12 protein-coding genes and 1 pseudogene are annotated in these 13,991 nt (G+C 64.9%); 7 read left to right on the top strand and 6 right to left on the bottom strand.

Annotated features, from left to right (window positions below; all coding sequences use genetic code 11):
- Positions 1 to 5 precede the first annotated feature (5 nt).
- Together MPSD_RS00585 and MPSD_RS00580 are read right to left on the bottom strand one after the other, a co-directional pair.
- On the bottom strand, positions 6 to 2,348 hold the full coding sequence (locus MPSD_RS00585; RefSeq protein WP_086085246.1) for an FdhF/YdeP family oxidoreductase: 2,343 nt from the start codon (positions 2,346 to 2,348) through the stop codon (positions 6 to 8).
- A 161-nt stretch (positions 2,349 to 2,509) separates the two neighbouring features.
- Positions 2,510 to 3,898, bottom strand: coding sequence for an ATP-binding protein (locus tag MPSD_RS00580; protein WP_086085251.1), 1,389 nt, complete (start codon positions 3,896 to 3,898; stop codon positions 2,510 to 2,512).
- Positions 3,899 to 4,083: 185 nt separating this feature from the next.
- Between MPSD_RS00580 and MPSD_RS00575 the strand changes: the two genes are divergently transcribed.
- From MPSD_RS00575 to MPSD_RS00560, 5 genes and pseudogenes are all read left to right on the top strand, one after another.
- On the top strand, positions 4,084 to 4,659 hold the full coding sequence (locus MPSD_RS00575; RefSeq protein WP_020785384.1) for a TetR/AcrR family transcriptional regulator: 576 nt from the start codon (positions 4,084 to 4,086) through the stop codon (positions 4,657 to 4,659).
- A gap of 516 nt (positions 4,660 to 5,175) precedes the next feature.
- A complete protein-coding gene (locus tag MPSD_RS00570; protein WP_020785386.1) occupies positions 5,176 to 5,475 on the top strand; it encodes a hypothetical protein in 300 nt (99 codons plus the stop codon).
- Positions 5,476 to 6,126, top strand: a pseudogene (locus MPSD_RS28670) (hypothetical protein); the annotation flags it as partial. It lies immediately after the preceding gene.
- 161 nt (positions 6,127 to 6,287) lie between these two features.
- Positions 6,288 to 6,494, top strand: coding sequence for a hypothetical protein (locus MPSD_RS28665; protein WP_232022713.1), 207 nt, complete (start codon positions 6,288 to 6,290; stop codon positions 6,492 to 6,494).
- Complete coding sequence (locus tag MPSD_RS00560; protein ID WP_012392117.1) at positions 6,491 to 6,751, top strand: hypothetical protein; 261 nt, start codon at positions 6,491 to 6,493, stop codon at positions 6,749 to 6,751. Before MPSD_RS28665 ends, MPSD_RS00560 begins: the two co-directional genes overlap by 4 nt.
- Before the next feature lie 839 nt (positions 6,752 to 7,590).
- On the opposite strand, the gene MPSD_RS00550 is transcribed toward MPSD_RS00560, so the two are convergent.
- The gene (locus MPSD_RS00550; protein ID WP_036427044.1) at positions 7,591 to 8,472 is read right to left on the bottom strand and encodes a haloalkane dehalogenase; all 882 of its coding nucleotides are present in this window, start codon (positions 8,470 to 8,472) and stop codon (positions 7,591 to 7,593) included.
- A gap of 349 nt (positions 8,473 to 8,821) precedes the next feature.
- Between MPSD_RS00550 and MPSD_RS00545 the strand changes: the two genes are divergently transcribed.
- Complete coding sequence (locus MPSD_RS00545; protein WP_119571690.1) at positions 8,822 to 9,796, top strand: PE family protein; 975 nt, start codon at positions 8,822 to 8,824, stop codon at positions 9,794 to 9,796.
- Positions 9,797 to 9,831: 35 nt separating this feature from the next.
- Here the strand turns inward: MPSD_RS00545 and MPSD_RS00540 are convergent, their stop codons facing one another.
- Complete coding sequence (locus MPSD_RS00540) at positions 9,832 to 11,271, bottom strand: FAD-binding oxidoreductase (RefSeq protein ID WP_020785392.1); 1,440 nt, start codon at positions 11,269 to 11,271, stop codon at positions 9,832 to 9,834.
- 159 nt (positions 11,272 to 11,430) lie between these two features.
- Complete coding sequence (locus tag MPSD_RS00535) at positions 11,431 to 11,706, bottom strand: hypothetical protein (RefSeq protein ID WP_232022712.1); 276 nt, start codon at positions 11,704 to 11,706, stop codon at positions 11,431 to 11,433.
- Between the two features lie 237 nt (positions 11,707 to 11,943).
- Between MPSD_RS00535 and MPSD_RS00525 the strand changes: the two genes are divergently transcribed.
- Positions 11,944 to 13,146 (top strand): ISAs1-like element IS2404/ISMul1 family transposase, encoded by a 1,203-nt coding sequence (locus MPSD_RS00525; protein WP_420811992.1) that lies wholly within the window; start codon positions 11,944 to 11,946, stop codon positions 13,144 to 13,146.
- On the opposite strand, the gene MPSD_RS00520 is transcribed toward MPSD_RS00525, so the two are convergent.
- Positions 13,143 to 13,883: a hypothetical protein gene (locus MPSD_RS00520; protein WP_232022710.1), complete on the bottom strand. Its 741-nt coding sequence runs from the start codon at positions 13,881 to 13,883 to the stop codon at positions 13,143 to 13,145. The genes MPSD_RS00525 and MPSD_RS00520 overlap by 4 nt on opposite strands.
- Between the last annotated feature and the right edge of the window lie 108 nt (positions 13,884 to 13,991).

Below are 13,991 nucleotides of genomic sequence, written 5' to 3'. Positions count from 1 at the left end.
CCGCACTACCGGCGGTCTTCGCCACCCGAGGCCGGCTCCACCCGCACGACGATCGCCTTCGAGACCGGGGTGTTCGACTTTTCCGCGGTGTGGTCCAGCGGCACTAGTGGATTGGTCTCCGGATAGTAGGCCGCCGCGTTGCCGACCGGAGTCGAATAGCCAATCACCAGAAAGTCTTTTGCCCGCCGCTCCTGCAGATTGCCGCCCGCATCGTGGTATTCCGACACCAAATCGACACGCTCCCCCGCCGTCAGTCCCAGCGCTTCGATGTCGGAGGGATGCAGGAACACCACCCGCCGGCCACCCTTCACCCCGCGATAGCGATCATCGAGCCCGTACACCGTGGTGTTGTACTGGTCGTGGCTGCGCAGCGTTTGCAGGATCAGTCGTCCCGGTGGCACCGGAACCCACTGCAGTGGGCTGACCGAGAAATTCGCTTTTCCGGTGCTGGTGGGAAATTCGCGGGCATCGCGCGGCGGATGGGGCAGCTGGAAGCCATCGGGCTGACGCACCCTGAGGTTGTAGTCCGCACATCCGGGCACCACGGAGGCGATGGCGTCGCGGATGGTGTCGTAGTCGCTCGCGAATCGCTCCCACGGAACCGGATGCTGCGCTCCGAGTAGGGTGCGTGCGAGCTGGCAGACGATCTGAACCTCGCTGCGCACCTGGTCGCTGGGCGGATGCAGGCTGCCGCGGGACAGCTGCACCATCGACATCGAATCCTCCACCGACACCACCTGCTTACGGCCGTCGCGAAGGTCGCGGTCGGTGCGGCCCAGGGTCGGCAGGATCAGCGCCGTGCTGCCGTGCACCAGGTGGCTGCGGTTGAGTTTCGTCGAAATCTGCACGGTCCGTGCGCAACTGCGCAAGGCCGCTTCGGTGACGGCGGTATCTGGAGTGGCCGATGCGAAGTTGCCACCCATCGCCATGAACACCGCCGCCTGCCCGTCGCGCATGGCCCGGATCGCGGCCACGGTGTCGTAGCCGTGTTTGCGCGGACTGTCGATGCCGAATTCGCGATCCAGCGCCGCCAGGAATTGTTCGGGCATCTGCTCCCAGATGCCCATCGTGCGGTCGCCTTGCACGTTGGAATGTCCGCGCACCGGGCACACACCCGCGCCCGGCTTGCCGATCATGCCGCGCAGAAACAGCAGGTTGGTGGCCTCGCCGATGGTGGCCACCGCGTGGCTGTGCTGCGTCAAGCCCATTGCCCAGCAAATGATCGTGCGCTGCGAGGCCATCACCATTGCCGCGATGCGCTCGAGCTGCGGCGCGCCAACGCCCGTCGCGGCCAGCACGGTGTCCATCTCGATCTGCAAGGTACGACGCCGATATTCATCGAACCCGGCGCAATGCTGGTCGACGAAGGCCTGGTCGACGACGGTGCCCGGGGCGCGTTCCTCGGCTTCCAGCAGCAGCCTGCCCAGCCCGGCGAACAACGCCATGTCGCCGCCGATGCGGATCTGCACGAACTCGTCGGCGATGGGCACACCGTGCCCGACCACCCCGTTCATCTTCTGCGGGTCTTTGAACCGGATCAACCCGGCCTCGGGTAGCGGATTGATGGCAATGATCTTTGCGCCGTTGGCCTTTGCCTTCTCCAGCACCGTCAGCATGCACGGGTGGTTGGTGCCCGGGTTTTGCCCGGCGATGATGATCAGGTCGGCATGCTCGACGTCCTCGACGGTGACCGATCCTTTTCCGATCCCGATTGATTCGCTCAGGGCCGACCCCGAGGATTCATGGCACATGTTCGAGCAATCGGGCAGGTTGTTGGTGCCGAAGCTGCGGACCAGAAGCTGGTAGCAGAAGGCGGCCTCGTTGCTGGTACGCCCCGACGTATAGAACAGCGCCTCATCCGGGCTTCCCAGCGCCTTGAGGTGCTCGGCGATCAGCCGGTAGGCCTCGTCCCAGCCGATCGGCCGGTAATGGTCGTCGCCGGGCCGCAGGACCATCGGATGGGAAAGGCGGTCCTGTTGGGAAAGCCAGTATTCGGGCTTGGCCAACAATTCCGTGACCGAATGCCGGGCGAAGAATTCCGGCGTGACGGTGCGCCTGGTGGCCTCCTCGGCAACGGCCTTGGCGCCGTTCTCGCAGAACTCGGCCAGTTTGCGGCCACCGGGCTCTTCGGGCCACGCGCAGCCCGGGCAATCAAAGCCGTTGCGCTGATTCAGGCGGGCCAGCGCGGCCGCGGTACGAAATGCGCCCATCTGTTCCAGGCCACGCTGTAGCGACACCAGCACCGCGCGCACACCCGCGGCTTCGCGTTTGGGCGAGGTGACCGTTATCGAGTCCTCGTCGTATTCGGCGGGAACGTCACCAGATGCTGCCGAGCGCTGGAAGGCCACCTCGTCAAACTACATCGCCGGGCGCGTCCATCGGCGGACCAACCGGCCGCGGCGAAACTCGCCGCCGCGCCCTTCGCACGCCAGACCGGGCTAATGTCCACTGAAGCAATGGCTTTCGCCGAGGCGGTGGTGGCGAACCGGCACCAATCCCGCCCGCGGCTCTACAGGTACATCCCGTGCGGCACCGTCGCCCGGTAGCGCCCGCTGCCCAGTTCAGCCAGCAGCGCTGCCGTGCTCACGGAGCCGCGATCGCCGGCCAGCACGGCGCGGCGGACGACTTCGCGGATATCGCTACCGCTGGTCCGCTCGGGGAGTGCGGCCACTACCGCCGCCGTGTCGACGGCCGCTCCCCCGGGAATGTCGCGGATCAGCGCCGCCAGAATGCGGGCGGCGTCGGCGCGGTTGGGGTAGCCGACCTCGACGATGGAGTCGTACCGCCCGGTGCGCACCGCCGCCTTGTCCAGGGTCTCGGCGTCGTTGGTGGAGGCCAGGGTCAGGATGCGGGCCTCGAGCCGAATGTCCATTGCCGCCAACAGCTCCGAGAGGCCGCCATCACCGGCCCGGCGGTCCCGGCACCACAGGTCGACGTCTTCCAACACGATGAGCACCGGACCGCCGAGGCGCTGGGCCTCTTCCACAACGGCGGTCAGCAGGTCCGCCCCCGCTTTGGCCTCGACGTAGATGACGGTGAATTCACCGACCACCTCGGCCGCCACCACCGCGCTGACCGCCGACTTGCCGGTGCCGGGCGGGCCGCACAACAGCACACCGCGCCGTGCTCCCAGGCCGTGCGCGTTGAGCAGGTCGTGGCGGTCGCGCACCGAGGCGACACCGAGATCTACCTCGGTCCACACCGCGTCGGGGACGATGACGGTGTCGCGGGTCGCCGTCGATGGCAGGTCGATCACACTGAAGTTCAGGCCGCGGTTGTTGGTCGCGCGCACCGCTTCGCCCCGGTATGGGTTGAGTTCGTTGGCCCGTTCGGCGAGCCGATCCAGCACGGCGCGGGCATGGGCCTGGTTGTCCGGCGTTGCGTACGCGCTGACCTCGGCGGAATGCATGACCGTCTCGCGCGCCTCGATGTGGATGACGCAACCCGTCTCAGCCAGCAGCGTCCCGGCCGGAAAGTGCACGCACAAGCACAGTGGGTGGCGGTAGCGGCGGCCACCGATCTCGGTCTGGGTCCACTTCGGCGGGTAAGCGTGCTCGCCCGGGCCGACTTCGCAGGCGTGCGCGTGTTGCTCGATCCATTCGGCCAGCGCCAGCGCGGTGGTCAACCGGGAAACGGGATTGAGATCGCGTTCTTCGTCCAGAAGGTGCCCGGAATCCGGCACGCCCAGACAGCGTGCGATGAAGCGATCGGCGTTCTCGCAACCTTCGCGCTCGGCGGCGCCGATCAGCAACTCGCCGAGTGCGCGCAGCGCGGGCCGGACGCCGTACTCCAGCCCGTCCAGCCACGCGTTGACGTCCGTGATGGGCTGGCGGCGCGCCTCATCACCGCCGTTTAGGCCGGTGGTCAGGTCGGTCAGTTCATCGTTGGTCAGGGTCATGGCTGTCTGCTGATCGGGTACCGGGTTGGATACTGGTCGGGCAATGGTCAACGGACCAGGATCACACCCGGCCAGCAGACGGTCAACCGATTTTGTTGCGGCCCGGCGCCCTCGGCCCGCCCGAGATGCTGTTCAGCTCTTGGGATCAGCGATCCAGCTCACGTCATAGTGCGGCACGTCCGCAAATGCCCAGATATATCGACGTCGATGGCCTATTCGACATTACGGTGACGGTTTTCGCCGAGTGCGGGTACCGGGCTACCACCACCCAGGAGATCGCCCGCCGGGCCGGCGTCAACGAGGTGACGCTGTTTCGCCGCTACGGCAACAAGGCCACGCTGATCAACAGCGCGCTCACCCACGCTTTGGCGAACTCCCCATTCGCGCGAGTGATGGCCACCGACGATATCCGGGGCGACCTCCTTGCACTGGTGACCGCCTATGCCGAGACCGTCCAGAAGTATGGGGGCGCGGTGGTGACCCTGGCGGTCGAGGTGCCCCGCAATCCCGAACTCGGTACGGCCATGGCGGCGCTGATACCCAACCTGCACAACGCGGCGCAGGTGATCGAAACGCACCAGACCCAAGGCCAACTGGCACCCGGCGACCCCTACCAAAAGCTGGTGATGCTGCTTGGACCGCTGATGGCCGCCGGCCTGTGGTCGCGCACCGGGGCCGAAGCACTGGCATCGCAACTAGACTTCGGCGCCCTGGTCGCGGCATTCCTTGATGGACACCGCGCACCAGAAGACCGTCGGTAGCCGAGTCCGGTTAGCCGCCCGCGAGGGCCCCGTTGTGCCGTGTCGGGAAACAGCGCGGCCCATCGCCGCTGAAAGCCCAAGGGGTCGTTACGTTCACCGAAGATGGTCAGCAACCGACGATCGCTACGCCCCCCATGCCGGCCAACGCCAAAGCCCGTGCCGTCATCCGCGGCAAAAGGGCGTCACCACATCGATTTCGCGCACCGATGCACTACCCATCAGGGCCAGCATCCGCCGGAAGAGCGCGCCGGTCGGCCGCCAAAAGCAGTTGATCGCCGACCTAGCTAGGACAACCGCCAACGCCGTTGGCCGGGCCAGCGATACTGCGGCCCGCCCGCCTGGCCGATGCACCGCTCTCCCCGGCCGCCGCGGCGGCATAAACCTACGACGACAGAAAAGCCACGGCAGGTGCGTCCAAACCTGGTCAACACGCGCACAACGTCACTGGTCACGAATCCAACGAGCGCGCATGAAGCTAAATGGCGTCCCCGCGGCCCTGGCTTTAGACTCGCGCGGGTGGGATCGGATGAACTGCATGTCAAACTTGGTCAGCTGGGAGTTACGGCTAGTCAATGGCAGGACCTTCGCGCCCAACTCGCTGCCGGGGCAACGCCGCCGGCACCGGGCCAGCCGTTTCAAGCCACTGCGGCGGCGGTCAGTGGTATCGGCGCAGCGATCGGCGGTACCGGGGTGGCCTTGGCCACCCGAACTCAGGCTACGGCTGCCGCGGTGGCCGCAGCTGCCGCAGGTTACGCCAACCAAGAGGCGACCGCAGCGGGCGAGATGGCCGCCGTGACGCAGGTGAGGGTGGTGTAGATGCCGGCCACCCTGTCCCCAGTCCGGGCATGGAGCACCGAGCACCTCATCGATGCGGCCGGCTACTGGACCAAGACCGCCGATCAGTGGGAAAACGCGTTCTTCCAGATGCGAAACCAGTCCTATGCCCTGGGCTGGAGCGGCGCTGGCGGGGACGCGCTACGGGAACGGACCAGCGCCGAACTGCCGATTGTCGGCGCAAAAGCCGATATGCTGCGCCAGGCAGCCGGGATCGCGCGCAATGGTGCCAGCGACATCAGCGCAGCCCAAAGACGAGTTCTCTATGCTGTCGAGGACGCCCACAACGCGGGATTCACTGTCGGAGAAGACTTGTCTGTCACCGACACCCACAGGAGCGGCACGCCCGCCGAGCAGGCCGCTCGACAAGCCCAGGCGCAAGCATTCGCCGGTGACATCCGGCTACACGCCCGACAGCTCGACGGGGCCGACGCCAAGGTGGCGGGTCAACTCACCGCCGCCACCGCTGACCTAAGCAGTGTCGGCTTTGCGCAAAACCCGATCCCCGCGACGCAAGCCCCAACCACCCACCCCAACGGGGTCCAGTTAGTCGACTTCAAACAGAACGGCGGCGAGCCACCTCCGTTTGCGCCGTGGGACACCCCTGATGGAACGCCCCCACCGGGAGCGCCCGGCCTGAGCCCTGAGCTGCAGCAAATGATCCTCGGTGGCGACCCAGCCAACCTCACCGGCCAGGGTCTTTTGGACAACCTGCAACAGCTCGTGCAGTCACTGCCCGAAAACGACCCCCGCACCGCCTGGTTGCGCGCCAGGTGGCGGATCTACAGGCGCACATGAGCGACATCGACTACGCCCGCACCCATTGCACTACGAGCGACTGGTTCGACCGGACCACCCTGTTCGCCAGCGGTCTGGTCAGCACCGGCATCTTGACGCTGACCGCAGAGACCGGGGTGGGGGGCGTCGCCGCCGTGGCCAGCGGCTTCGGCACCCTCGTCGCGGGCAAGAATCTGCTCGGATGCCTGGTAGGCAGCAAATGACAGACCTGCTCGTTGCTGCGATCCTGGCTGGCGCGTTTGGGCTGGCACTGTGGGGCGCTGGCGCGTTCGGGCTGGCGCGTCGCCCGCACTACCCTCTGGCGTCCTACCTCGCAGCCGGTGGTGTGGTCGTTGCGCTGATCGTGGTCCTGCTGACCACCGGCCGGACCGACTGGGTCATTGTCTCGGCCGGCGCGCTGGCCCTGTTCATTCCCTTGATTGTCATCAGAGAACGGCGAGCAGAGCGTAAGCGCCGCTGATGCCTGCGGCTGCGTAGGCCAGCCGCGCGGTGTTCCAGAATCGGTTGATATTGGGACACTTTCAACACGTGAGCCGTGACGTGCAGAAGCGCAGCACGCCCGGCCTCCCATACTGTATGCCTGAAATCCTTTTCGCGACCGGGAGATTGGTACACCGTGGAAGCACATACGTAGCTACTAAATGTACGGATCTGCTGAAAGCCTTCCGGTCAGTGTTCTGGGCCGTAATGCTCGTGAAATGCGCTGGAGTCGTGCTGCTCGTGGTGTGCCGCCTGGCTTGATCTCGGCGTTGTCCACGCAGGCCCAGTCGAAGATGTAGGTGAGACGGCGCAGTGGCTGGAAGTAGTACAACCGCTTTCTCGCCCACGTGTTGCTGATGCACGCCAGCCAACCACCATCGAAGCACCCCGAGTGGCAACGGCGACTGTGCATGGACCGGCTATTGCCGGAACTCGTCACGATCGACGTTGGCCAGGCGATCGTGGAATCACGCGGCCTCAAAGATGACCAAAAAGACCATCGAACCGTGGGCAATCTGCGCAGGAAACGCGCTTCGGAGGTCGTCTGCACCTTGATCACGTCGGTGGTCCCGCTAAGCCCATGCTGTGGATTCCCGACGCCTGTTGCGGCGCCGTCACGCAGCATCGTTGTGGCGATTCCGAGGACTACGCCCTGATCGAATCCCAAGTGACGATGATAGAAACCCGGGCCTGAAAAGCGCCAAACCCCAGGCCCTGTCTTCCGGCAGGAACTCCTGGGGTCCACTTCTGATAGCACCACAGTGCCTCAGCTGCTAGCTAGCGCAGGCAGTGCGCGCACTGCTCGGCGGTGCTGCGCGTTCAGCCGAGACTCGACAGCCAGTCAGCGATCGCCTGGCCGATCTCATGCGGGCTGTCCTCTTGGATGAAGTGGCTACCGGGCACCGTCACTTCGGTCAGGTTGGTCCAACTTCGGCAGAACTCGCGTTGCGGTCCGGTGAGAATGGCACCGGGTTCGGCGTTGATGAACAGCTTTGGGAAATCCGCGGTGGGCAGCCACTGGGCGTAGTCGGAAACGATCTGATGCACGTCGGCAGGCTCACCCTCGATTGGTATCTCACGCGGCCAGCTCAGCGTCGGCCGGCAGTGTCGCGGCTCGACGAACGGGCGCCGGTACTCGTCGTGTTCGGCGGGGGTGAGACCGCGCAGGACGGAACCGGGCAGGACCGCCTCCACAAACAGGTTCTTGTCAATGACCATCTGTTCACCCGCATCCGAGCGAAACCCCCGAAAGATTCCCGCTGCGGACTCGGGCCACTCCGCCCAAGTCACCGGCCGCACAATGGCCTCCATGAAAGCGATGCCGCCGATCCGCTCGCGGTGGCGATTAGCCCAGTCGAATCCGAGGGCCGAGCCCCAGTCGTGGATCACCAAAACGACATCATCGCCGAGGTCGAGCTGGTCAAGAAGGCCGTCGAGGTAATGCCGATGCTCAACGAAGCGGTAACTGCCCGGTCCGGTGTCATCGAGCTTGTCCGAGTCACCCTGCCCGATGAGATCGGGAGCGATACAGCGTGCGCGATCGGACACATGCGGAATGATGTTGCGCCACAAATACGATGAGGTCGGATTGCCGTGCAGGAACACAACCGAACGGCCCTCACCGCTTTCGTGGTACGCCATTTGCTTGCCGTCGACGGCCAGGCGGCGTTTGGTGAGTGGAGTGGGATCGATCTCGGTCATCGGAGCCTCCAAGTGGGTCGGCGAGAATGCCTGGACTCGAGCGTAGTAGCCGGGCAGGCCGTATCGGCAGTCGATCGGTGGCGCCCCGGCCGGCACTGGGCTCAAGTCCCTTCTCCCACAACGCGGCTAACCCGACGGTTCGGGCCTTCAACATTGCCCGTACCCGGGCATGCCGTCAGAGCCACTCCCAAATGAATGGTGATTGAACGGCGTTGCCGGAAAACGCGCGGGACCAAATTGCCCAATCAGTCAAAAATCAGTTTTCCCACCCGGCGAGCTGACGTGCCGTTACGCTCATTTTCGCCCTTATCATCGGGCACCCACGGTAATGCGTCGATGGGAGAAGGAAATGTCCTTTGTACTCGCGACACCAGAGCTGATGACGACGGCGGCCCAAGACTTGGCGGCTATTCGTTCCACGTTGGGAGAGGCAAGCGCGACCGCAGCCGCCCCCGCAACACCATTAGCGGCCGCGGCCGAAGATGAGATATCGACCGGGATCGCGGCGTTGTTCGGCGCCTTCGGCTCCGACTACCAAGCGATCAGCGCCCAGGCGCAGGCCTTTCACGAACAGCTGATCGATCTATTGACCGCTAGCGGTGGTGCCTACCTCAGCGCCGAGACCGCAGCTACCGCCACCGTCACTACCGGCGGTTTCCCGAGCCTGGTCGCCAACACCACCGCCAATCTGCAGACCATTGCAGACACCTGGACCAACCAAACGGTGCCCATCCTGACACACGCCGTCACCGGGTATCCGCAGCTGATTTCCAACTCACTGGCCAGCGGCAACGTGCTGCCGCTGCTGGCGATACCGGCAAACCTCGCACAGGGCTCCGCCACCCTGTATCAAGCGTTCAGCAGCCCGGTCTCGCTGTCGTTGACGTCGCTGACTCCGTCGGGCATATCGCTCGGGGTCGGGCTCGGGCTACCGCAGCTTCTGGCCCTCAACGCTTTGGGCGCCCCCGTCAATGCGAGCCTGGCCGTCGGAGCAAGCGGCACAGCATTTTTCGGGGCGCTACAGGCCGGCGACACGATGGGTGCAATCAGCACGCTCGCCGACACCCCCGCCAATATCGCCAACGGATTCCTCAACGGCAGCCAGACGCTATCGATGCAGCTGTCGCTTCCCGGGCTGTCCGTGGCCGCTGACATTCCGTTCTCCGGTCTGCTCAGTCCCCTACAACCACTCTCCCTGACGGCGACGACACCGGTACTCCCCCTGCTGAATTCACTGACCATCACCGGCCCACCGGTCGGCGGCCTCGTCCCGAGCCTGGTGCAGTATGTGCCGGAACTGCTGGCGACGTCGCTAGGCCCCTAGCCATCGGGCAGCCCGGGATTGCCGCCACTTGGCCGCTAGAGATTCAGTCCGGAGAACATCACCCGGCCGGGATCGTACTTCTGCCGAACGGCGCTCAGCCGGGACAGGTTCGGACCGAAGTAGCGCGACGCCGGCTGGTTTGCCTCCAGATAGTTCACGTAGCCACCAGCCGAATACGGTTGCACTGCTTGATGTGCCGTGTTGAGCCAGCCGCTCGCCGCGGCCGGGGAGCCCGGGGTTTCGACATACCACTGCACCAGCGCCGACTGCCGGCGCCACGGAAAGGCCGTGGCCCCCGGCGCCACCGTGGCCAGGGCACCGTCAAGTGCGTGCATGATCGCTAAAGCGCGGCCCGCACCGCGCGGGAAGGCGTCGATCGCCGAGGCGATCCCTTTTGCCGCACCCGCGTTGATGGTGGGCAGCACGTCGGACCCGCCAACGTAGCCAAGCGGTGCGGGGTTGAGGTTCCCGACGGCCAAGTACCGCACCAGATCCAGGTAGTTGAATGTGTGGTGGTCGGTACCGATCGGTTGCACCCCGACGGCGGAGGTGATGGCCGAAGCCACGCTGCCACCTGACCCCACCGGACAGGTGGCAAGAATCCGGCAATGCGTGCCCATCGGGTCGACGGTGGCGTCCGCCAGCGCCCAGTTGTTTCGATCGGCGGTGCGCAGCCATTGTTGCCAACCCAGCAGAACCTGCGCGAAGGCCTCGGGCGGGAAGTCGAGGTTCACCACGTCGAGGTCTTTGGTGGCGAATGTGGCAAAGGTCAGCGAGGTCGTGACGCCGAAGTTGCCGCCACCGCCGCCGCGCAAAGCCCAGAACAGATCCGGGTTGCTCGCGGCGGACGCGGTGACCGCCTGGCCGCTGGGCAACACCACCGCCGCCGAGGTCAACGCGTCGCAAAGCAGGCCCGCGTGCCGGGAATGAGCGCCCAGGCCTCCGCCCAACGCGTGCCCGGCGGCGCCGACGCTGGGGCAGGTGCCCGTCGGGATGCCTCGCCCCGCCCCGGCCAACACCTGGTGCATCTCATACAGACTGGTCGACGGTGTCACGGTGACCTGCCCGGTGGCGGCGTCGTAGTTGATGTCGCCGGGAAGCTGTCGCAGGTCGAGGACCATGGCACCGTTGGCGGTGGACGCGCCGATGTAGGAGTGTCCGCCACTGCGCGGGGCGACCTTGAGGTTGTGGGCGGTCGCGAAGGCCATCGCCTTCTGCACGTCTGCCGCCGATGTCGGGGTCACGACCGCCGCGGGCGTGAAATCGTTGTAGTTCGTGTTGAAAACCTGTTTGGCCGTTGCGAACTGGGGTCCATCGTCGGGTCGTAGAACCTTCCCGCCGAGGGCCGAAGAAAGCCCCTCCCAGCCGGAGGGATTCGGCTCGGCGGCGGCGCGGACCGAACCAAACACCGCACCGGCGGCCAACGCACCGGCGGCGCCACGCAAGAACGCCTGGCGCGAGATCTCACGCGCCAATGTCAGGCCCCCGCCGCGTGCGGGCCGGCCAATTGCCTCATGCCCGCATTGTTCAAGCAGCACCACCAGGGCACCGAACGACCTGTCGCGTCACGACCGAAACGTGCTCGAACCGTTACCCCGCCCGACTAGTTGAGCGCGGGCACTGGCGCCAAGAACCTAGCGCGCCCCCAGCACACTCGTGGCCGCCTCAGCGGATCCGGCGGCGGCCGCCAGGATCGGCCCAAATCCCTCGGCTTGCATCCGACGGATCATCTTGGTGGTCGACGGGCGATGCTCCAGCAGGGCGTTGACCGCCTCCTCGGCGGTATCGACCACCCGAATCAACCGGCCGAATTCCTCGGGCGTCAGCTTCGCATTACCCACGAATAGGCCTTCAAGAACCGGCAGCACCGGTAGTTTTTCGGTCCAGAATTCCCTGCCGTAGAAGATCATCGGAGAAAATTCCTGGCCGGATCTCGGGTAATAGTTTTGGGCGGCGTTCTGGAAAACCTCCTGCAGTGTTCCCGATGCGCCGGGGGTATATATGCAGGGCTCCGGCGTTGTTGATTAGCAGGCTTGTGAGCTGGGTTGATGATCTTTGGTGCCGCGCTATTGGGGCCGGAGTGTAGGCACGGGCTATCTGGAGAACGATCGAGTTGGTTACTGTTCGTCGTTGGTCTGGAGTTGCCCGTGCCTACCGTTTCAGTATTGCCTGTGTCGTCGGTTCCAGAGGTGTTCGACTGCTGGAGTCCTGGTGAGCGCAGCGAGCTCATCGGATCGGAGTTTCTCGATGTGTTGGCCTCGGTGCCAGACCCGAGGGACCCACGCGGTCGGAGGTATTCGCTGATGGCTTTGTTGGCGATCGCGGTTCTGGCCACTGCCGCGGGGATGCGCGGCTATGCTGGTTTTGCCACATGGGCGGCCACCGCTCCCGATGATGTGTTGGCCCAATTAGGGGTCCGGTTCCGGCGGCCCAGTGAGAAGACCTTCCGCGCTGTTTTGTCTCGGCTAGACCCCGCCGACCTCAACGCCAGGATGGGCAGTTACTTCACTGCACACGTGGCCAGCAGCGACCCCAGTGGATTGGTGCCGATCGCGTTGGACGGCAAGATGCTGCGTGGTGCTTTACGCGCCAAAGCGACAGCCACGCATCTCGTGTCGGTGTTCGCCCACCGTGCCCGATTGGTGCTCGGTCAACTCGCTGTCGCCGAGAAAAGCAATGAAATTCCCTGCGTACGTGCCCTGCTCACGCTGCTGCCGGGTAGCTTGCGGTGGCTGGTCACCGTGGATGCGATGCATACCCAGGTCGTCACCGCGAAGTTGATCTGCGCCACCTTGAAGTCGCACTACCTGATGATCGTCAAGTCCAACCAAGCCAAAATACTTGCGCGTATCACCGCGCTGCCCTGGGCCGAGGTGCCCACAGCCGCTACCGACGACTCCCGCGGCCACGGCCGTGTCGAGACCCGCACCCTGCAAATCATCACCGCTGCACGAGGAATCGGCTTCCCCTACGCAAAACAAATCATCCGGATCACTCGTGAACGCTTGATCACCGCCACCGACCAGCGCAGCGTGGAGGTGGTCTATGCCATCTGCAGCCTGCCGTTCGAGCACGCCCGCCCTACCGCGATCATGACCTGGATGCGTCAACACTGGGGAATCGAGAACAGCCTGCACTGGATACGCGACGTCACCTTCGACGAAGACCGTCAAAGGGCACATACCGGAAACGGCGCACAGGTCCTAGCAACGCTACGCAACACCGCGATCAATCTGCACCGCCTCAACGGCGCCGACAACATCGCCGAAGCCTGCCGGATCACCGCTTTGACCGCCAACCGCCGCCTAGACCTCCTCAATCCACAATTCCCCAGCTCACAAGCCTGCTAATCAACAACGCCGGAGCCCTGGGTATATATGATCCCGTTGGCGGCCAGCGAGAGCAGCATGTCTTCGCGGAGGCTGTTCTGGAAATACTTCGCCACATGGGTCGCCAGCGGTGTCAGCGGTTCGCAGCCGTAGTGCCAGGTGGGAACGGCCAGACTGCGCCCTCCGGCATCGGTGAATGTCTGGGCAATCTCGAAGGCGGGCTTGGCCCAACTGTGCAACTGGCGCACGATCGCGGTGTCGACCTCACCGGTCTGCGAGACCACCGACGTGGTGTCGGGCAACGTCGGCCACGACCTCAAGTGCTGCACCGCATCTGCCACGTCCTGATCCGAGGCGGTCGCCAGCAGCGCACCTAGGTGGGTGGCTTCCATCGTGCCGGGTCCACCGCCACTGGCGACCAGGCATCCACCTTGGGTCAGGGTCCGCGCAACGTGCACGACATCTAGGTATCTTGCGGCGCTACGCGGCACGTCGTGACCGCCCATGATCGCCACCGTGGGCACCTCGACGCTGGTGAAGAACTTCGATATTGCGCGCATGATCGAGTGATCGTGCAATGCCTGCATCATCCCGGCGTAGGGGTCATTCGGGCACGCGCCGCCATTGGCGGTGAAGTAACGATAGGTGTGAAAGTCCAACGTTTCGGCGGCGCTGAGTGGCCGTTCCGGATCGAAGCCGCTCATCAGCTCTAGGGACGTGTACAACGAATTTCGCAGCGGCTGAAATAGAATATCCATATTCGGCATGCCCACTCCCGGATAGTGAAGAAGGACTGACGCGTCACGGTACTACTCAGGCTGCGGACTCGTCACGTTTCGCCGAACTCCATAAATTCGCCAGCCTCC

Origin of the sequence: Mycobacterium pseudoshottsii JCM 15466 (assembly GCF_003584745.1) — a bacterium.
Lineage (GTDB): Bacteria > Actinomycetota > Actinomycetes > Mycobacteriales > Mycobacteriaceae > Mycobacterium > Mycobacterium marinum.
The sequence above is the reverse complement of the archived record's forward strand: the minus strand, read 5'-3'. Positions and strand labels throughout refer to the sequence as shown.